This window comes from Nocardioides sp. 31GB23 (assembly GCF_040012395.1).
Taxonomy (GTDB): domain Bacteria; phylum Actinomycetota; class Actinomycetes; order Propionibacteriales; family Nocardioidaceae; genus Nocardioides; species Nocardioides salarius.
In genome coordinates, this window is the sequence record NZ_JBDYKJ010000063.1 from 1 (window position 1) to 19,779 (window position 19,779).

General features: G+C 74.2%; 17 protein-coding genes. 12 read left to right on the top strand and 5 right to left on the bottom strand.

Annotation, left to right across the window (positions count from 1 at the left end; genetic code table 11):
- Window positions 1-90 precede the first annotated feature (90 nt).
- The 3 genes from ABKW28_RS17715 to lpdA all read right to left on the bottom strand — a co-directional run bounded on the left by ABKW28_RS17715 (window position 91) and on the right by lpdA (window position 7,168).
- On the bottom strand, window positions 91-3,630 hold the full coding sequence (locus ABKW28_RS17715) for an ABC transporter ATP-binding protein (protein WP_348612106.1): 3,540 nt from the start codon (window positions 3,628-3,630) through the stop codon (window positions 91-93).
- Window positions 3,631-3,832: 202 nt separating this feature from the next.
- Window positions 3,833-5,695, bottom strand: a complete 1,863-nt coding sequence (sucB, locus tag ABKW28_RS17720; RefSeq protein ID WP_348612075.1) for a 2-oxoglutarate dehydrogenase, E2 component, dihydrolipoamide succinyltransferase — start codon at window positions 5,693-5,695, stop codon at window positions 3,833-3,835.
- 93 nt (window positions 5,696-5,788) lie between these two features.
- Entirely contained in the window at window positions 5,789-7,168 is a 1,380-nt protein-coding gene (gene lpdA, locus ABKW28_RS17725; protein ID WP_348612108.1) for a dihydrolipoyl dehydrogenase, read from the bottom strand.
- Window positions 7,169-7,280: 112 nt separating this feature from the next.
- Between lpdA and ABKW28_RS17730 the strand changes: the two genes are divergently transcribed.
- A complete protein-coding gene (locus ABKW28_RS17730; RefSeq protein WP_227491812.1) occupies window positions 7,281-7,655 on the top strand; it encodes a hypothetical protein in 375 nt (124 codons plus the stop codon).
- Between the two features lie 31 nt (window positions 7,656-7,686).
- Here the strand turns inward: ABKW28_RS17730 and ABKW28_RS17735 are convergent, their stop codons facing one another.
- Window positions 7,687-9,219, bottom strand: a complete 1,533-nt coding sequence (locus ABKW28_RS17735; RefSeq protein ID WP_348612078.1) for a leucyl aminopeptidase — start codon at window positions 9,217-9,219, stop codon at window positions 7,687-7,689.
- Window positions 9,220-9,307: 88 nt separating this feature from the next.
- On the opposite strand from ABKW28_RS17735, the gene gcvT reads away from it, so the two are divergent.
- From gcvT to ABKW28_RS17790, 11 genes are all read left to right on the top strand, one after another.
- Entirely contained in the window at window positions 9,308-10,411 is a 1,104-nt protein-coding gene (gene gcvT, locus ABKW28_RS17740; protein ID WP_348612081.1) for a glycine cleavage system aminomethyltransferase GcvT, read from the top strand.
- On the top strand, window positions 10,411-10,668 hold the full coding sequence (locus tag ABKW28_RS17745) for a hypothetical protein (protein ID WP_193669269.1): 258 nt from the start codon (window positions 10,411-10,413) through the stop codon (window positions 10,666-10,668). Before gcvT ends, ABKW28_RS17745 begins: the two co-directional genes overlap by 1 nt.
- 15 nt (window positions 10,669-10,683) lie before the next feature.
- A complete protein-coding gene (locus ABKW28_RS17750; protein WP_348612084.1) occupies window positions 10,684-12,195 on the top strand; it encodes a hypothetical protein in 1,512 nt (503 codons plus the stop codon).
- Between the two features lie 55 nt (window positions 12,196-12,250).
- Window positions 12,251-13,093: a PhzF family phenazine biosynthesis protein gene (locus tag ABKW28_RS17755; RefSeq protein WP_193669397.1), complete on the top strand. Its 843-nt coding sequence runs from the start codon at window positions 12,251-12,253 to the stop codon at window positions 13,091-13,093.
- Window positions 13,094-13,119: 26 nt separating this feature from the next.
- A complete protein-coding gene (locus tag ABKW28_RS17760) occupies window positions 13,120-13,932 on the top strand; it encodes a thymidylate synthase (protein ID WP_193669271.1) in 813 nt (270 codons plus the stop codon).
- Window positions 13,929-14,432 (top strand): dihydrofolate reductase, encoded by a 504-nt coding sequence (locus ABKW28_RS17765; RefSeq protein WP_348612087.1) that lies wholly within the window; start codon window positions 13,929-13,931, stop codon window positions 14,430-14,432. The genes ABKW28_RS17760 and ABKW28_RS17765 overlap by 4 nt, the downstream gene beginning before the upstream one ends.
- Entirely contained in the window at window positions 14,429-15,151 is a 723-nt protein-coding gene (locus ABKW28_RS17770) for an aspartate/glutamate racemase family protein (RefSeq protein WP_348612090.1), read from the top strand. Before ABKW28_RS17765 ends, ABKW28_RS17770 begins: the two co-directional genes overlap by 4 nt.
- Window positions 15,148-15,564, top strand: a complete 417-nt coding sequence (locus ABKW28_RS17775) for an NUDIX domain-containing protein (RefSeq protein WP_348612093.1) — start codon at window positions 15,148-15,150, stop codon at window positions 15,562-15,564. The genes ABKW28_RS17770 and ABKW28_RS17775 overlap by 4 nt, the downstream gene beginning before the upstream one ends.
- Before the next feature lie 129 nt (window positions 15,565-15,693).
- Window positions 15,694-16,629 carry an LLM class F420-dependent oxidoreductase gene (locus tag ABKW28_RS17780; protein WP_348612096.1) on the top strand — a complete coding sequence of 312 codons (936 nt, stop codon included), beginning with the start codon at window positions 15,694-15,696 and terminating at the stop codon, window positions 16,627-16,629.
- Window positions 16,630-16,700: 71 nt separating this feature from the next.
- On the top strand, window positions 16,701-17,627 hold the full coding sequence (gene dapA / locus ABKW28_RS17785; protein WP_193669275.1) for a 4-hydroxy-tetrahydrodipicolinate synthase: 927 nt from the start codon (window positions 16,701-16,703) through the stop codon (window positions 17,625-17,627).
- A gap of 18 nt (window positions 17,628-17,645) precedes the next feature.
- Window positions 17,646-19,331 carry a ribonuclease J gene (locus tag ABKW28_RS17790; protein WP_348612098.1) on the top strand — a complete coding sequence of 562 codons (1,686 nt, stop codon included), beginning with the start codon at window positions 17,646-17,648 and terminating at the stop codon, window positions 19,329-19,331.
- Window positions 19,332-19,506: 175 nt separating this feature from the next.
- On the opposite strand, the gene ABKW28_RS17795 is transcribed toward ABKW28_RS17790, so the two are convergent.
- Complete coding sequence (locus ABKW28_RS17795; protein ID WP_227491813.1) at window positions 19,507-19,746, bottom strand: hypothetical protein; 240 nt, start codon at window positions 19,744-19,746, stop codon at window positions 19,507-19,509.
- Window positions 19,747-19,779: the final 33 nt, after the last annotated feature.

Sequence of the window (19,779 nt, forward strand, 5' to 3'; positions counted from 1 at the left end):
GGCCCGAACCTCCCGTGGGCAGGTTCGGGCCGACTCGACGCGAGATTCAGGCCGGGTCAGCGCGAGATTCTGGCCGGGTCGGCGAGGGGGTCAGCCGGCGAGGTGGCGCCAGCGGGGGGCCAGCTGCGACCACGGCCCGGTGGCGGCCACGGTGCCGTCGACCAGCACCACGACCCGGTCGGCGCGGGCCAGGGCGGCGGTCTTGGAGGTGGCGCCGATGACGGTCGTGCCGCGCTCGCGCAGCGACTCCCACAGCTCGATCTCGGTGGCGGCGTCGAGCGCCGAGGAGACGTCGTCGGCCAGCAGCACCTCCGCGTCGCAGGCCAGCGCGCGCGCCAGGGCCACCCGCTGCACCTGCCCACCCGACAGCCGTACGCCGCGGTGCCCGACCAGGGAGTCGGCGCCCCCGGCCTCGGCCACGTCGCGCTCCAGACGGGCGCCGGCGACCGCCGGCTCGACCTGCCGGTCGGGGTGGTCGAGGCGGATGTTGTCGCGGAAGGTGCCCGAGAGCACCCGCGGCACCTGGGCCACGTGGGCGACCCGGCCGGGGCGCAGCTCGGTCTCGGGGTCGGCGAGCACCCGGTCGTTCCAGCGCACCTCGCCGCGCGTGGTCACCAGCCCGGCGAGCGCGGAGAGCAGGCTGGACTTGCCGGAACCGACCTGGCCCAGCAGCAGCACCAGCTCGCCGCGCTCGACGCGCAGGTCGATGCCGTGGGCACCGACCGTGCCGTCGTCGTGGACCGCGCTGAGGCCACGCACCTCGAGGGTGTGCAGCGCCTCCCGGGCGGGCACGGCCGGCGCGGGGGAGTCCCCGGCGACCAGGTCGACGCCGGGCGGCTCGGCCATCAGGTCGCCACCGCCGGCCAGGCGGCTGGTCTCGTGCAGCCACGCCCGGGTGCCCGGGGCCTCGGTCACCACCGAGCCCGCGACCCGGCCGAACCAGTCGAAGCCGGCGACGGCGTTGCCGACCAGCAGTGCGGTGGCCAGCCCCCAGCCGCCGGCGACGTAGACCGCCCAGGCGGCCACGAAGCCCAGCTGGACCATCACGATCGGCACGCCGTCGAGCAGCGCCTGCACCCGGTGCTCCTTGACCGCCGCCTCGACGCGACCGTGGTCGACGTCGCGCAGGTGCTGGTGGACGTCGGGGGTCGCGGCGGCGAGCTTGACGGTGCGCACCGACTCCAGCGCCGAGACCAGCGAGCGGCCGAAGCGCGCGCGGGCCGCGGACGAGGCCGCGGCCGAGCGGCCGGCGACCCGGCGCCCGAGCGAGGAGGCCAGGGCCGAGGTGACCATCACCGCGAGCAGCACCGCGCCGGCGAGCAGGCTGCGGGCCAGCACCGAGGTCAGCGCCACGATGACCAGGCCGTTGACGAAGTCGACCCACCGGTCGGCGTACCGGGCGAGCCGGTCGGCGTCCATCGCCCGGGCCACCACCTCGCCCGGCGGGGTCCGGACGAGCCGCTGCTGCTCGGTCTGGCCCTGCAGCACCGTGGCGCGCACCCGCAGCATCACCGCGATCCACCAGCGCGGGTAGACCTTGAAGGCCCACGCCAGCAGCAGCGGCGCGACCATCAGCGAGACGACCAGCGCGCCGACGAGGCCCCACGGGCGCCCGCCCTGCTGCAGGTCCTCGACCAGCAGGCCCCAGATCCAGCCGGTGACCGCGCCGAAGGCGCCCGTGGTGGCCGAGAAGGTGAAGAGCAGCGCGCCCAGCAGGCCCCACCGGGGCTCGACCAGCAGCGCGTTCCACACGGTGCGGGTCAGGCTGGGCAGCGCGCGCAGGGTCGGCTGCGCCGGCGCCTCGCCCGTACGCCGCGTGCTGCCGAGGTCGGCGTCGCGCGCGGCCTGGTGTGCCGCGGCGTGGGTGTCGTCGTGGTCGTGCTCGTGCGACTGCTCGTGCGCGGAGGCCTCGAGCAGGTCGCGGAACGCCCCGCTCTCGCGGGCGAGCGCGGCGCGCGGGCCCTGCTGCACCACCCGGCCGGCCTCGAGCACGGCCACCTGCGCGGCCCGCTCGGTGGTGCTCAGGCGGTGGGCCACCAGCAGGCCGGTGCGGCCGGCGAGCAGCCGGTCGGCGGCGCGCACGACGCGGGCCTCGGTCACGGGGTCCATCCGGGCGGTGGCCTCGTCGAGCACCACCACGCGCACGTCGCGCACCAGCAGCCGGGCGAAGGCGACCAGCTGCTCCTCGCCGGACGACAGGGTCGTGCCGCCCGGCCCGAGCGGGGTGTCGAGGCCCTGCGGCAGGCCGGAGACCCAGCTGTCGAGACCGAGCTCGGCGACGGCGCCCTCGACGGCCGCGCGCGAGCCGTCGGCGAAGAGCGCGATGTTCTCGGCGAGGGTGCCGGCCAGGATCTCGGTGCGCTGGGTGACCACCCCGACCGCGCTGCGCAGCGCCTGCAGGTCGAGGTCGAGCACGTCGCGCCCGCCCAGCAGCACGCTGCCCGGCTCGGGGTCGACGGCGCGGGAGACCAGCGAGGCGAGCGTCGACTTGCCCGAGCCGGTGCGGCCCACGAGCGCGCAGGTGGTGCCCGCGGGCACCCTCAGCTCGACGCCCTGCAGCGCGAACGGCCCGGTGCCGTAGGAGAAGTGCAGGTCGCGCAGCTCGAGGTCGAGCGGCCCGGTGGGCAGCGGCTCGCCGCCGGTGGGCTCGGCCTCGGCGCCCATCAGCTGGCGCAGGCGCAGCACCGCGCCGAAGCCGGCCTGCAGGTCGGGCAGCTGGCGGGCCAGCTGGTCGACCTGGCCCACGAAGGTGGTGGTGACCAGGAACAGCGTGACCAGCGCGGCGGTGCCGAGCCGGTCGCCGAGCACCAGGGCCACCCCGACGACGGCGGTGCCGGCGAGCATGCCGTGCAGCAGCGTGCCGGTGCGCCGCCCGACCTGGCTCTCCAGCTGCAGGACCTCGGCGAAGCGCGCGTGCACCGTCGCCGCGAGCTCGGTGCAGCGGCGTACGAGGTGGGCCTGGCCCAGGGAGGTGCGCAGGTCGTCGCGGGCGGCGACGCCCTCCTCCATGGCGGCCGCGTGGTCGGTCCAGGCGATCTCCTCGACGACCTTGCGCTCGGAGATCTGCGGCAGCAGCGGGCGCACGACCGCGACCGCGGCGACCCCGGCCAGCGGGAACAGGATGAACGCCGGCCACCAGGTGAGCCCCGCGACCAGCCACAGCGGCCCGGAGGCCAGCAGCGTGCGGATGGCCATCCACACGCTCTGGCGCAGCAGCGAGCCGACCTCGTGGGTGTCGTCGTCGACCCGGTCGAGCACCTCGCCGACCGCCTGCTCGTCGAGCGCGGCCAGCGGCTGCAGCATCGCGGCGTCGAGGAGGTCGGCGCGCAGCTGGCCCTCGGCGCGGTCGGTGACGCCGGCCCAGACGGTGCGACCGAGCGAGTCGAGCACCGCGGCGCCGACCACGCACAGCGCCAGCAGCCAGACCAGGGCGACGCTGGCGTCCTCGGCCAGGCGGCCGGCGACGGCCGAGCCGGCCGCGGTGCCGATGGCGCCGAGCAGCGAGCCGAGCAGGGCGAGCACCGCCCACGGGCTGCGCATCCGGCGCCAGTCGACGGGTCGTCGCTGCGCCGGCGGGTCGGTGGGCGGAGGGGTCTGGAGCGGCGCGGGGTGGGCGCCGAGATCGGTCATCGTCACGGTGCCCCCGACGCTATGCCCTCGAGGCCCCCGGGCGCCTCTTCATTTCAGGGTGGCGGCGCCCTGCGACGAGCACTGCGACGAGCACTGCGACGAGGACCAGGTGCCGACCGAGCGCCGCACGCACCACGCCCCGCCCGGGAGGCCCGGGCGGGGCGTGGTGGTCGTGCGTGCGCGGCGCTGCCGCGAGCGGGGCTCAGACCTCGAACTGGCCGCTCTCGAGGCGCTGCTTGACCTCCTGCAGGAAGCGGCCCGCGTCGGCGCCGTCGACCAGGCGGTGGTCGTAGGTCAGCGCCAGGTAGACCATGTGGCGCACCGCGATGGTCTCGCCCAGGTTGGGGTCGTCGATGACGACCGGACGCTTGACCACGGCACCGGGGCCCAGGATCGCGACCTGCGGCTGGTTGATCACGGGGGTGTCGAAGAGCGCACCCACGCTGCCGAGGTTGGTGATCGTGAAGGTGCCGCCCGACAGCTCGTCGGGGCCGATCTTGTTGGTGCGGGTGCGCTCGGCCACGTCGGCGATCTTGCGGGCCAGGCCCGAGATCGACAGGTCGCCGGCGTCCTTGACCACCGGGGTGATCAGGCCCTTCTCGGTGTCCACCGCGAACGCGAGGTTCTCGCGGTCGTAGTAGGTCACCTCGCCGGCCTCGGTGTCGATCGTCGCGTTCAGCGAGGGGTGCTGCTTGAGCGCGTCGACCGCCGCCTTGGCGAAGAACGGCAGGTAGGAGAGCTTGACGCCCTCGCGGGCCTGGAAGTCGGCCTTGTTGGCCTCGCGCAGGCGGGCGATGTTGGTGACGTCGACCTCGACGACCTGGGTGAGCTGGGCCGAGACCTGCAGCGACTCGACCATCCGCGCGGCGATGATCTTGCGCAGCCGCGAGAGCTTCTCGGTCTTGCCGCGCAGCGGCGAGGGGCTGGTCGGCGCCGGGGCGCCGCCCGAGCTCGCCGCGGGGGCCGACGGCGACGGGGCCGAGGAGGCGGCCGGCGCGGCCGGCTCCTCCTTCGCCTTGGCGGCCTCGAGCACGTCCTGCTTGCGGATGCGCCCGCCGACACCGGTGCCTGTGACGGTGTTGAGGTCGACGCCGTGCTGGCCGGCGAGCTTGCGCACCAGCGGGGTCACGTAGCCGGGACCGTCGCCCTGGCCGCTCGAGGACTGACCACCCGACGAGCCGCTCTCGCGGGCAGGCTGCTCGGGGGCCGGCTCGGAGGCGCGGGCAGCGGGCTTCTCCTGCTCCTTGGTCGGCTCGGGGGCCTTCTCCTGGGCGGGAGCGGCCTCCTGCTTCGGCTCCTCCTTGGCGGGCTCGGGCTCCGGCTCGGGCTCGGGCTCGGGCTCGGGCTCCGGCGCGGCGTCGCCGGCGGAGCCGTCGCCGATGACGGCCAGCTCGGCGCCGATCTCGACGGTCTCGTCCTCGGAGACCTTCACCTCGAGGAGGGTGCCGGCCACGGGGGAGGGGATCTCGGTGTCGACCTTGTCGGTCGAGATCTCCAGCAGCGGCTCGTCGACGGCGACCTCGTCGCCGACCTGCTTGAGCCAGCGGGTCACGGTGCCCTCGGTGACCGACTCGCCCAGCTCGGGCAGGGTCACGGTGGTGCCGCTGCCGCCGGACTTCTTGGTCGCGGCGGCCGGCTTCTCGGTCTCCTCGAGCGGCTTGTCGTCAGAGCCGGACTTGGCCGACTCGGGGGTCTCGTCGCCGGGGGGCAGGTCGCCGGTCTCCTCGGCGACCTCCTCCTCCTGCTCGGCCTTCTTCTCGGCCTCGTCCTCGTCGGCGGGCTGCGCCTCCGGGGTGGCGGTGTCGTCGGAGTCGCCGCTGGACTCGCCCTCGTCACCGATCACGGCCAGGAGCGCGCCCACCTCGACGGTGTCGTCCTCCTCGACCTTGACCTCGAGCAGCGTGCCGGCGACGGGGCTGGGGATCTCGGTGTCGACCTTGTCGGTGGAGATCTCCAGCAGCGGCTCGTCGACCGCGACGGTGTCGCCGACCTGCTTCAGCCAGCGTGTGACGGTGCCCTCGGTGACGGACTCACCCAGTTCCGGGAGGTTGACTTCGGTGGCCAATGCAGTTCCTTCGCTCGCGGTCTTCGATGGGGTGCTCGGTGGTGCGGGTGTGACGGATGTGGCGATGTGTGGGGGCTCCAGGTTAGGAGCCCGTCACGAGTGCGCGTGCAGCGCCTTGCCGGCCAGGGCGAGGTGGGCCTCGCCGAGAGCCTCGTTCTGGGTGGGGTGGGCGTGCACCAGCGGGGCGACGTCCTCGGCGTGCGCCTCCCAGCCGTAGATCAGCTGGGCCTCGCCGATCAGCTCGCCGACCCGGTCGCCGACCATGTGGACGCCCACGACGGGGCCGTCGGTGCGGCGCACGAGCTTGACGAAGCCCTGGGTCCTGAGGATCTGGCTCTTGCCGTTGCCGCCGAGGTCGTAGGTCAGCGTCTCGACCTGGTCGTCGCCGTACGTCGCACGCGCGGTCGCCTCGTCGAGGCCGACCGAGGCGACCTCGGGGTGGGAGTAGGTGACGCGGGGGATGCCGGTCTCGTCGATCGGCGTCGGCTCGAGGCCGGCGATCTCCTCGGCCACGAAGATGCCCTGCTGGAAGCCGCGGTGGGCCAGCTGGAGGCCGGGCACGATGTCGCCGACGGCGTAGACGCCCTCGAGGTTGGTGCGGCAGCGCTCGTCGGTGCGCACGAAGCCGCGCTCCATCTCGACGCCCTGCTCGTCGTAGCCGAGACCGTCGGTGACCGGGCCGCGCCCGACCGCGACCAGCAGCAGCTCGGCCTCGACCACGTCGCCGCCCTCGAGGGTGACCGCGACGCCCGTGTCGGTGGTCTCGACGCTCTGGAAGGGGGTGCCGGTGCGGGCCTTGATGCCACGCTTCTTGAAGGTCCGCTCGAGCACCTTCGAGCTGGCCTCGTCCTCGGCGGCCACCAGGCGGGGCAGCGCCTCGACGATGGTGACCTCGGCGCCGAAGCTGCGCCACACGCTCGCGAACTCGCAGCCGATGACGCCGCCGCCCAGCACCACGACCGACGACGGCACCCGCTCGAGGCGCAGCGCGTGCTCGGAGGTGATCACGCGCTCGCCGTCGACCTCGAGGCCGGGCAGCAAGCGGGCGTAGGAGCCGGTGGCGAGCACGACGTGGCGCCCGGTGTAGGCGGTGCCGTCGACGGTGACCTCGCGGGGCCCGGTCAGGCGGCCCTCGCCGGCGACGACGGTGACCCCGCGGCCCTTGACCAGCCCGGTCAGGCCCTTGAAGAGACGGGAGACGACACCGTCCTTGTAGGAGTTCACGCCGGCCATGTCGATGCCCTCGAGGGTGGCGCGCACCCCGAACTGCTCCGAGTCGCGCGCCGAGTCGGCGATCTCCGCGGCGTGCAGCAGCGCCTTGGTGGGGATGCAGCCCACGTGCAGGCAGGTGCCGCCGAGGTCGCCCTTCTCCACCAGTGCGACCTTGAGCCCGAGCTGGGCGGCGCGCAACGCGCACGCATAACCCCCCGAGCCAGCGCCGAGGATGAGTACGTCGAAGTCGGTGTCGGCCACCGTCGTCCTTCCGTGGGTGATCACGATCTGCGGTTCATCCTTGCACTTCCGGCGAGCGTGTCCACACCGCCCTTCGGGTCATCGGCTCGGGTCTCTTGGCAGACTGGACCCCATGGGACTCATGGACCGCTTCCGCCGGGGCTCGAAGCCGCGCATGCGCAAGCCGGCGCGTGACGCCGCGCGCACCGGCTCGACGAGGGTGCGCGCCTCCGACGCCGTCGACCGCGAGCACCTCAGCTCCTGGGTCTCCGAGCGGCGCGGGGTCGAGGGGTTCGTCGAGCCCCGCACGGCGGTCAGCGACGTGACGCTGCTGCTGGTGGCCCACGACGGCGAGTGGACCCGGCGCCGGGTGCCGTCGATCGACTGGGCGCACGACTTCTGCAACCGCTTCCAGGTGCCGTCGTACGACGCCGGGCTGGTGGGCATCCCGCAGCGGATGCGCGACTACAACAGCCGGATGAAGAAGCAGGGCCGGCAGGACCCGTAGGTCCCGCCGGCCCCGGCCCCAGCAGGAGCGCTCAGGCCAGGCCGCGGGCCAGGTCGACGAGCGTCGCGACGGCGAAGCCGGTGCCGCCGTTGGTCAGGTGCCCGTCGGGGCCGCCGGCGTTGTACGACGGCCCGGCGATGTCGAGGTGCGCCCAGGGGCGCCCGTCGGTGAACTCGCGCAGGAACGCGCCGGCGAAGAGCCCGCCGCCCCAGCGCACCCAGTCGTGCTGGGCGAGGTCGGCGATCTTGCTGGAGGTGACGCGCTGCTTCATCTCCTCGGGGATCGGCATCGCCCAGATCGGCTCGCCGGCGCTGGCGCCCGCGTCGACGACCTTGGCCACGACGTCCTCGGAACCCATGACGCCGGCCATCTTGTTGCCGAGGGCGACGACCATGGCGCCGGTCAGGGTGGCGACGTCGACGATCAGGTCGGGGTCGGTCTCGGTGGCGCGCACCAGCGCGTCGCCGAGCACGAGGCGGCCCTCCGCGTCGGTGTTGAGCACCTCGACGGTCTTGCCGCCGTACATCGTGAGGATGTCGCCGGGCCGGGTGGCGTTGCCGGAGACCATGTTCTCGGCCATCGGCGCGAAGCAGGAGACCTTGACCGGCAGGCCGAGCTCGGCGATGGCGAAGGTGGCCTGGATGACCGCGGCGGCGCCGGCCATGTCGGACTTCATCTCGTGCATGCCCTGGGCGGGCTTGATGCTCAGCCCGCCGGAGTCGAAGGTGATGCCCTTGCCGACCAGTGCCAGGTGGGTCGTGGCGCCCTTGGGCGCGTAGGTGATCTCGACCAGCCGCGGCGGTGCGGAGGAGCCGGCGCCGACACCGAGGATGCCGCCGCAGCCGAGCTCGGCGAGCCCCGCCTCGTCGAGCACGCGCAGGGTGAGCCTGGGGGCGCCGCGGCCCTTGCCGAGCTCCTTGGCGCGGGCCTGGGCCGACTCGGCGAAGTGCGGCGGGCGCAGGTCGCCCGGGGGAGTGTTGACCCAGTCGCGGGTGGCCGCGACGGCGCGGGTGACGACCTGGGCCTCCTCGAGCGCGGTGACGACCTCCTTCTTGCGGGCGGCGCCGCTGAGCAGCACCACCTCGCCCGCTGTCGTGTCGTCGCGCGTGGTGTCCTGCTTGTACGTCGTGAACGTGTAGGCGCCCAGCGCCCAGCCCTCGGCCACCGCGCGCACCTGCTCGGGGGCCTCGGCCGGCAGCGCCACCGCGACGTGGGCGGCGTTGGTCACCGCGCGGGCCGCGGCGCCGGCGGCGCGGCGCAGGTCGGCGGGCTGGGGGTCGCTGCCGAGCCCGACGAGGACCAGCAGGGGGGCGCCGATGGCGCCCGAGGTGGGGATGCGGGTGACCTCGCCGACGGCGCCCTTGACGTCGAGGCTGGCCAGCAGCGGGCGCAGCTTGCGTCCGTAGGCCTTGGCGACGTCCTCCGCGCCGGGCGCGAGGTCGAGGCGGGGGCCGGTCTCCTTGGCCGAGCGGCGGCCCGTGGGGCTGCTCTGCACGACACCGACGACGACGGCGTCGGCCTTGGTCTTGGCGGGGCTGGCACTGCGCAAGGTAAACGAGGTCACCGCGCCACACTAACCATGGCGCGACCACCCCGTGGCGCGACCCGCGTCACCCCCGCCCGCGCGGACGTCGCTGGGGTAGGTTCGCGCCATGGCCGACCTGCTGACCTCGCCGCTGCACGACCGCCACCGGGCGCTGGGGGCCAAGACGGCCCCGTTCGGCGGGTGGGAGATGCCGCTGGAGTACCCCACCGGCGTGGTGGCCGAGCACACCGCGGTCCGCACGGGCGTGGGCGTCTTCGACGTCAGCCACCTCGGCAAGGCCGAGGTCACCGGGCCCGGGGCGGCGGCGTACGTCAACGCCTGCCTGACCAACGACCTCGACCGGATCGGCCCCGGGCAGGCGCAGTACACGCTGTGCTGCGACGACGAGACCGGCGGCGTGGTCGACGACCTGATCGTCTACCGCTACTCCGACGAGCGGGTGCTGCTGGTGCCCAACGCCGCCAACACCGCCGAGGTGGTGCGCCGCCTCGCCGGGTCGGCGCCCGACGGGGTCGAGGTCGTCGACCGGCACCGCGACCTGGCCGTGCTCGCCGTGCAGGGCCCGCGCAGCGACGAGGTGATGACCGCGCTGGGGCTGCCGGTCGACCACGACTACATGAGCTTCGTCGAGGCGACGTACGCCGGCGCGACGGTCGTGGTGTGCCGCACCGGCTACACCGGGGAGCGGGGCTACGAGCTGCTGGTGCCCAACGAGTCGGCGGGCGTGGTGTGGGACGCCCTGCTCGAGGCGGGCGCCGAGCACGGCATCCTGCCCTGCGGGCTGGGCGCCCGCGACACGCTGCGCACCGAGATGGGCTACCCGCTGCACGGCCAGGACATCTCGCTCGACGTGACTCCCGTGCAGGCCCGGATGGCCTGGGCGGTCGGCTGGGACAAGCCGGCCTTCTGGGGCCGCTCCGTGCTGGTGCGCGAGCGGGCCGAGAAGCCGGCGCGGGTGCTGCGCGGCATCGTCGCGACCGGGCGCGGCATCCCGCGCCCCGGCATGAGCGTCTCGCTCACCGCCGACGTGCTGGTCGGCGAGGTCACCTCGGGCACCTTCAGCCCCACCCTGCGCAAGGGCGTGGGCCTGGCGCTGGTGGCCGCCAGCGTGGCCCCCGACGCCGAGGTCGGCGTCGACATCCGCGGCCGTCGCGAGATCTTCCAGCTCACCAAGCCCCCGTTCGTCGACCCGTCGGTCAAGGAGTCCTGATGAACCTGCCCGAGCAGCCCCCGACCTTCCGTCCGCCCACGCCCGCCGAGCGCCCCTGGTGGTGGCGCCTCGAGGACGCCGAGGGCAACGAGGTCAGCGTCGAGGGCGAGCTGGCCGGCCAGCGCTTCTCCAGCCAGGCCGACGCGGAGTCGTGGGTGGGCGAGGCGTTCGCCGACCTGGCCGACGACGGCGTCGACGCCGTGGTCCTCTTCGAGCTCGAGCGCCGGGTCTACGGGCCCATGTCGCTGCATCCCTGACCCACCCCTCACCCCGTGCGTGCGGCCGACGAGCAGGACTTCGCGTCGTACGTCGCCGCGAGGCGCCCCGGGCTGGTGCAGGCGGTGGCGGTGCTGGGCAGCCCGCCGGGCCACGCCGCCACCCTGACCGACCGGGCCCTGGCGCGCGCCGGACGCGCGTGGGCCGAGGTGCGGCAGGGCTCCGGCCCCGACGCCGAGGTGTGGCGGCTGCTGCTCGAGGAGCGGGCGCGCGACCGCACGCGGTGGTGGCACGAGGAGCCCGCCACCGCGGCCCCGGGCCTCGACCGTCTCGAGCCCGGTCGTCGCGCCTGTCTCGTGCTCTCCGCCCTCGTCGGGCTGCTCGACCAGGACGTGGCGGCGCTGTCGGGCTGCTGGCCCAGCCCGGGCGACCCCGCGACGCCCGGGCTGGAGCAGCAGGCGCGCGAGCTGGCCGCGGACGTGCCCGTGGCGGGCCGCTCGGCCGCCGAGGTCGCGGCGCTGCGGGCGCCCCGGCGGCCGCGTCGGGGGCCGCTCGTCCTGGCGCTGGTGCTGGCGCTGCTGGTGGGCCTGGCCACCTGGCGCGGCCTGCGGTCCGAGGAGCCGCCGGAGGCCGAGCAGGTCGAGGAGGTCGTCGGCCCGGCGCGGGTGCGCCAGCTCGAGCACTCGGTGCCGATCCCGTGGTACGCCGCCGGCGAGCTCGTGGTCGGCTTCAGCGCGCTCGGCGTGCCGGGTGTGCGCCGGCTGGTCGCGGTGCGCGAGGCGGCCGTCTACAGCGATGGCGAGGGCCGGGTGGTGCGCGCCGACGCGTCGGGTGCGCGGCTGCTGCTGGGGCGCTCCGCCCCCGGCGCCGCGCTCGTCGGCGAGCGGGAGCGGGGATGGGTGGCCTGGGTCGAGGCCGGCAGCGACGAGCTGGTGGTCGTCGACGCGAGCGACGGCACCGAGCTCGGCCGCCGCGTGCTGGTGGGGCTCGGGACCGACGACGAGACGCCGCCGGCCGGGGTGGGGCCGGTGGCGCTGGAGGGCCCGACGTTGCACTACGTCGACGGAGCCGGCTCGCACGAGTGGCGTCCCGTCGACGACCCGGCGGGACGGGAGGACGTGTCACCGGGGCCGGCCACGCTGCTGGACGTCGACGGGTTGACCCGGGTGGTGCAGGGCACGCCGGGCTCGATCACCTTCGACGGGCCGTTCGGCCCGCCGCGCACCCGGCGCGGCGTGGGAGCCCAGCTCTCGTTCGGGGGCGGCTACGTCCTGACCCGGGTCGGTGGCGGGCGCTACGCCCCGCTGCGGGTCCACGACACCGCCACCGGCCGCCGGCGAGCGGCCGGGGTGCGCTCCGACGAGATCGCCCTCGACGCGGCGTTCAGCACGACCGGCGCGATCACCTACGTCATCGGCGACGGCTCCCAGGTGGCGGGCGCCGACGAGTTCCGCCGGCTCTCCGAGGCCCGCGGCTGGCTGCTGCGCACCTGCTTCGTCGGCTCGGGCTCGTGCACCGACCACCTGCGGGTCTCCAGCGCCGACGGTGAACCGCTGCTGGCCCGCTGAGCGACCCGTCCGCACCGGCCTCATGGCCGGGTACACCTAGAGTCGGCGCGTGCGGATGAGCCAGGTCGACGTGTTCAGCACCGAGCCGCTGCTCGGCAACCCGGTTGCGGTGGTCCACGACGCCGACGACCTCACCACCGAGCAGATGGCGGCGTTCGCGCGCTGGACCAACCTGTCGGAGACGACGTTCCTGCTGCGTCCCACCGACCCGGCGGCCGACTACCGGCTGCGGATCTTCACGCCGGGCGAGGAGCTGCCCTTCGCGGGCCACCCGACCCTCGGCTCGGCGCACGCCTGGCTCGAGGCCGGCGGCCTCGCGCAGGGCGAGACGGTGGTGCAGGAGTGCGGTGCCGGGCTGGTGCCGGTGCGCCGCGACGGGGAGCGGCTGGCCTTCGCCGCCCCGCCGCTGCTGCGCTCGGGCCCGGTCGAGGAGGCCGACCTGGCGCGGGTGCGCCGGGCGCTGGGCCTGGCGCCCGACGAGGTCCGCGCGGCGGCGTGGGTCGACAACGGGCCGGGCTGGGTGGCGGTGCTGCTGCGCGACGCCGACGCCGTGCTCGGCCTGCGGCCCGACTGGTCGGCCTTCGACGACCTGGAGATCGGGGTCGTCGGCGCCCACGCAACCGGCTCGGAGGCGGCGCTGGAGGTGCGGGCCTTCTGCCCCGGCATCGGGGTGCCCGAGGACCCGGTCACCGGCAGCCTCAACGCCGGCCTGGCCCAGTGGTTGCTGGGGGAGCGGGTGCTGGGCGAGGGGCTCGCCACGTCGTACGTCGCCGCTCAGGGCACCGCCATCGGTCGTCGCGGACGCGTGCACGTCGACCTGGAGGGCCAGGGGTCCGACGCGCAGGTCTGGGTCGGCGGGGCCACGCGCACCACCATCGCGGGCGAGCTGCACCTGTGACCGGGCCGCGGCGCTAGGGTCGGGGCGTGCAGGCCTACCTCCACCTCCTCCAGCGGATCCTCGACGAGGGCGTCGAGAAGTCCGACCGCACCGGCACCGGCACGCTCAGCGTCTTCGGCCACCAGATGCGCTTCGACCTGCGCCAGGGCTTCCCCCTGGTGACCACCAAGAAGGTGCACACCCGCTCGGTCTTCGGCGAGCTGCTGTGGTTCCTGCGCGGTGACACCAACGTCGCGTGGCTGCAGGAGCGCGGCATCAGCATCTGGGACGAGTGGGCCGACGAGGCCGGCGACCTCGGCCCGGTCTACGGCCACCAGTGGCGCTCGTGGCCCACGCCCGACGGTGGTCACGTCGACCAGCTCGCCAAGGTCGTCGAGCAGATCCGCACCAACCCCGACTCGCGGCGCCACATCGTCTCGGCCTGGAACGTCGCCGACGTCGACGACATGGCGCTGCCGCCCTGCCACACGCTCTTCCAGTTCTACGTCGCGCCCTCGCCCGACGGCGGCCCGGGCCGGCTGTCGTGCCAGCTCTACCAGCGCTCGGCCGACACCTTCCTCGGCGTGCCGTTCAACATCGCCTCCTACGCGCTGCTGACCCACATGGTCGCCCAGGTCACCGGGCTCGAGGTCGGCGACTTCGTGCACACCCTGGGCGACGCGCACCTCTACACCAACCACCTCGACCAGGCCCGCCTGCAGCTGACCCGCGAGCCCCGGCCGCTGCCGACGCTGCGCCTGGACCCCGCGGTCACCGAGATCGACGCCTTCGAGCTCGAGCACGTCACGCTCGAGGGCTACGACCCGCACCCGGTGATCAAGGCCCCGATCGCCGTATGACGCCCGCTCCCCGCACCGACCAGCGCGTCGTGCTGGTCGCGGCGTACGCCCGCAACCGCGTCATCGGTGCCGACGGCGACATCCCGTGGCGCATCTCCGAGGACTTCGCCCACTTCAAGCGCGAGACGCTCGGCCACGTCCTGGTGATGGGCCGGCGCACCTGGGACTCGATCGGGCGCCCGCTGCCGGGCCGCACCACGGTCGTGCTGACCCGCGACCCGTCGTTCGACCCCGGGTTCGACGACGTGCGCGTGGTGCGCAGCCTCGACGAGGCGCTCGGGGTCGCCGCCGACCTGCCGGGCGACGTGGTCGTCGCCGGGGGAGGGGAGATCTACCGCCTGGCGCTCCCGCTCGCGACCCACCAGGTGCTGACCGAGGTCGACCTCGAGCCTGCCGGCGACGCGACCTACCCGGTGTTCCCCCTCGACGAGTGGACCGAGACCCGCCGCGAGCACCGGCCCGACCTGGGCCTCGACTGGGTCTGGTGGGAGCGTCGGTGAGGCGCATCGGGCTGATCGGCGGCATGAGCTGGGAGTCGACGGCCGAGTACTACCGGCTGCTCAACACCATGGTGGCCGAGCGCCTCGGCGGGCTGCACTCCGCCGACCTGCTGCTGGCCTCGGTCGACTTCGCGGTGGTCGAGCAGATGCAGGCGCAGGGGCGCTGGGACGACGCGGCCGCGCTGCTGGTCCGCGAGGCCCGGGTGCTCCAGGCGGGTGGCGCCGACTTCCTGGTGCTGTGCACCAACACGATGCACAAGGTCGCCGACCGGGTGCAGGCGGCCGTGGGCATCGACCTGCTGCACCTGGCCGACGCCACGGCCGCGGTCGTCACCGGGGCGGGCGTGCGCCGGGTCGGGCTGCTCGGCACCCGGTTCACCATGGAGCAGGACTTCTACCTCGACCGGCTGCGCGGGCACGGGCTCGACGTGGTGGTGCCGGGCGCCGACGACCGGCGGCTCGTCGACACGGTCATCTACGACGAGCTGTGCCGTGGCGTCGTGCGCGAGCAGTCGCGGCGCGAGTACGAGCGGGTGGTCGCCGCGCTGGTCGACGACGGCTGCGAGGCCGTGGTGCTGGGCTGCACCGAGATCGAGCTGCTGCTCGACCCGTCCACACGCCCTGCCGGCGCGCGGCTCTTCGCGACCACCCGGCTGCACTGCGAGGCTGCCGTCGACCGGGCGCTCGCCCCCGGTGACCGCCCGGTGATCACCCGATGATCGTCGTCGCGGCGGTCGCCTTCGTGCGCGACGAGCAGGTGCTCACCGTGCGCAAGCGCGGCACCGCGCGCTTCATGCTCGTCGGCGGCAAGCCCGAGCCCGGCGAGTCGGCGTACGACGCCGCGGTGCGCGAGACCCGCGAGGAGGTCGGCCTCGACGTGGGCGGGCCCGGCGCGCTCGTGCCGCTGGGCGTCTACCTGGCGCCGGCCGCCAACGAGCCGGGACGCCAGCTGCACTCCACCGTCTTCACCGCCGTGCTGCCGGGGGAGCCGCGTGCGGCCGCCGAGATCGCGGAGCTGCGGTGGATGTCGCTCGACGGCGACGGCCACGCCGACCTGGCGCCGATGCTCGAGCACCACGTGCTGCCCGCCCTGCGCGCCCTCGGCCCGTCGGCGGCACCCCGCCCGCACTGACCCCCTCCTGGGTTCGTCGACCGGTTGATCAACGGCCGGGTCCGTTGATCAACCGGTCGACGAACTCGCGGGGAGAGGTCGTGGGGCGGCAGCGGGGCGCCGGCGGCGGGCGGGTGGCAGGCTGGCCCCATGGAGCTGCGCATCTTCACCGAGCCCCAGCAGGGCGCCACCTACGACGACCTGCTGAGGGTGGCCCAGGAGGCCGAACGACTGGGGTTCGGGGCGTTCTTCCGCTCCGACCACTACCTGGGCATGGGCACCGAGGGGTTGCCGGGGCCGAGCGACGCCTGGATCACGCTGGCCGGGCTCGCTCGCGAGACCAGCACCATCCGGCTCGGCACCATGATGACCAGCGCCACCTTCCGTCACCCGGGTCCGCTCGCGATCTCGGTGGCCAACGTCGACCAGATGAGCGGCGGGCGGGTCGAGCTCGGTCTCGGTGCCGGCTGGTTCGAGGCCGAGCACCAGAAGTACGCGATCCCGTTCCCGGCGGTGGGCGAGCGGTTCGACCGCTTCGAGGAGCAGCTGGCGGTCGTGACCGGGCTGTGGTCCACCGAGGGCGGCTTCACCTACGAGGGCCGGCACCACACGGTGCTCGACTCCCCGGGCCTCCCCAAGCCGGTGCAGCGCGACGGCCACCGGGGCGGGCCGCCGGTGCTCATCGGCGGGCGCGGCAAGAAGCGCACACCGGCGCTCGCGGCGGCGTACGCCGACGAGTTCAACCTGCCGTTCGTCCCCTTCGAGGAGGGCCTCGAGCAGCACGACAGGGTGCGGGCCGCCTGCGAGGCCGTCGACCGCGACCCGGCCTCGCTCGTCTACTCCAGCGCGCTCGTGCTGTGCGTGGGCGAGACCGAGGCCGACGTGGCTCGCCGCGCGGCGGCCATCGGTCGCGACCCCGACGAGCTGCGCGAGAACGGTCTGGCCGGCACCGTCGAGGAGGTCGTCGACACGATCGGGCGCTACGCCGGCTCCGGCCAGACCCGCCTCTACCTGCAGACCCTCGACCTGGGCGACCTCGACCACCTGCGGCTCGTGGCCGAGCAGGTCGTGCCGCAGGTCGGTTGAGCAGGGCGCCCCGCACCTCGGTTGAGGAGGTCGCGCAGCGACCGTCTCGAAACCAGCGATAACCTGCTCCCATGACCTCGACCCCCGCGCCGAACCCCGCGCCGTTCGGCCGAGTCCTGACCGCGATGGCCACCGCGTTCCACGCGGACGGGTCGGTCGACCTCGACGCCACCGCGCGCATCGCCACGCACCTGGTCGAGCACGGCAACGACGGCGTCGTGGTCTCGGGCACGACCGGTGAGTCGCCGACCACGACGGTGGCCGAGGACGGCAGGATCCTCGCCGCCGTCAAGGACGCCGTGGGCGAGCGCGCGGTCGTGGTCGCCGGCGTCGGCACCAACGCCACCGCGCACTCGGTCGAGCTGGCCCAGCAGGCCGAGAAGATCGGCGTCGACGGCATCCTGCTGGTCACCCCGTACTACAACAAGCCCGGCCAGGCCGGCGTGCTGCACCACTTCCGCACCGTCGTGGAGTCGGCCGACCTGCCCGTGATGCTCTACGACGTGCCCGGCCGCACCGGCACCACGATCGCCATGGAGACCTACGAGCAGGCCATCGCCTGGGACCGGGTCGTCGCGGTCAAGGACGCCGTCGGCGACCTCGTGCGCGCGGTCCGGCTGGGCCAGATGGGCTACGCCGTCTACTCCGGCGACGACGAGGCGAACCTCGGCTACCTGGCGCACGGCGCCGTCGGCGTCGTCAGCGTCGTGGGCCACGTCGCCGGCCGCGAGCTGCGGGCGATGGCCGACGCGCACGCGCGCGGCGACAACGCCGCCGCCCTCGAGATCTTCACGCGGATGCTCCCCGCGATCGACGCCGTCATGGGCGTCGCCAACTACGGAGCCACCACCGCCAAGGCCGCGCTGCAGCTGCTGGGCGTGCTCGAGAACCGCCACGTCCGCGCGCCCCTGGTCGCGCTCGACGACACCGAGGTCGAGGCGCTGCGCGTCGGCCTCGCGGCGGCCGGGCTCCTGCCGGCCAGCGCGACCGAGGCCTGACCACCAGACAGGACCTGCATGTCCCACCCCCACCCCGAGCTGTCCGCGCCACCGGCCCTGCCCGACCACGGGCTGCGCGTGATCCCCTTCGGCGGGCTCGGCGAGGTCGGTCGCAACATGACCGCCTTCGAGCACCAGGGCCGCCTGCTCATCGTCGACTGCGGGGTGCTCTTCCCCGAGGACCACCAGCCCGGCGTCGACCTGATCCTGCCCGACTGGTCCTCGATCAGGGACCGCCTCGACACCGTCGAGGCCCTGGTGCTCACCCACGGGCACGAGGACCACATCGGGGCCACGCCCTACCTGCTGCGCGAGCGCGAGGACATCCCGCTCGTCGGCTCCGAGCTGACCCTGGCGCTGCTGGGCTCCAAGCTGCGCGAGCACCGGCTGCGCGAGACCGTGCACCACGTGGTCAGGGAGGGCGACCGGATCAGCTTCGGGCCCTTCGACCTCGAGTTCGTCGCGGTCAACCACTCCATCCCCGACGCGCTGGCCGTGGCGATCCGCACCAGCGCCGGCACCGTGCTGCACACCGGCGACTTCAAGATGGACCAGCTGCCCCTCGACGGGCGGATCACCGACCTGCGGGCCTTCGCCAGGCTGGGGGAGGAGGGGGTCGACCTCTTCCTCACCGACTCCACCAACGCCGAGACGCCGGGGTTCACCCCGACCGAGAAGGCGATCACCCCCGTGATCGACCAGGTGTTCCGCGACTCCGAGCAGCGCATCATCGTGGCCTGCTTCGCCTCCCACATCCACCGGGTCCAGCAGGTCCTCGACGCGGCGTACGCCCACGAGCGCCAGGTGGCGTGGGTGGGGCGCTCGATGGTGCGCAACATGGGCATCGCCCGCGACCTGGGCTACCTCAAGGTGCCGCCCAACACGGTGGTGGAGGCCAAGCAGCTCGCGCAGCTGCCGGCCGAGCACCAGGTGCTGATCTCGACCGGCTCGCAGGGCGAGCCGATGAGCGCGCTGGCGCGGATCGCGCAGCGCAACCACAACATCGTGCACATCGAGGAGGGCGACACCGTCCTGCTCGCCTCGAGCCTGATCCCCGGCAACGAGAACGCCGTCTACCGGGTCATCAACGGGCTGGCCCGCTGGGGCGCCAACGTCGTGCACAAGGGCAACGCGATGGTGCACGTCAGCGGGCACGCCAGCGCCGGCGAGCTGCTCTACTGCTACAACATCGTGCAGCCGCGCAACGTGCTGCCGGTGCACGGCGAGATCCGGCACATGCAGGCCAACGCCGCGCTGGCCCGGATGACGGGCGTGCCCAACGTCGTGGTCGCCGAGGACGGCGTGGTCGTCGACCTGGTCGACGGGGTGGCCCAGGTGGTCGGCAAGGTCGACTGCGGCTACGTCTACGTCGACGGCTCCTCGGTCGGCGACGTCACCGAGTCGGACCTCAAGGACCGGCGGATCCTCGGAGAGGAGGGGTTCATCTCCGTGATCGTGGTGATGGACTCGGTCACCGGCAAGGTCGCCAGCGGTCCCGAGATCCACGCCCGCGGCAACGCCATCGACGCCGCCAGCCTCGAGGAGGTCAAGCCGGCCATCATCGAGGCGCTCGACCTCGCCGTGGCCGAGGGCAGCACCGACACCTACCAGCTGCAGCAGACCGTGCGCCGCGTCATCGGCCGCTGGGTGTCCAGCACCCACCGGCGCCGCCCGATGATCATCCCGGTGGTCATCGAGTCCTGATCGCCGCTGGGGCTCGTGCCTCGTCGGTGGGTCGGGTGGTCTCGACCCGCCCGTCGCGGCCTCGTTCCTCGGCCGCGGGGCTTGCTCGACCTGCCGAGCCCACGCTCGGGGCTCGTGCCTCGCCCCGAGCTGCTCGTGCAAAACCCTCAAGCGACACGTGAGGGTGGGGCGAGTGTTAATCCCTGGGACTGGTGAGGCGTTCCCCTAGGGTGGCCAGCATGGCGACCCGTACGTCTTCCCCGCCGGGGTCGCGGAGCACGAGCACGTCCACGAACGGGTCCTCGACCCGGTCCGGCAGCTCAAGCACCCGACCTCGGAGTACCTCCACCACCAGCGCTGCGCGCGCGAGCTCGACCGGCAAGCGCCCGTCGAGCTCCAAGCGCACCCCGACGACCAAGAAGAAGAGCACGGCCAAGCGGCCGGCCCCTCGCGCGGTGCGCAGCGGGCC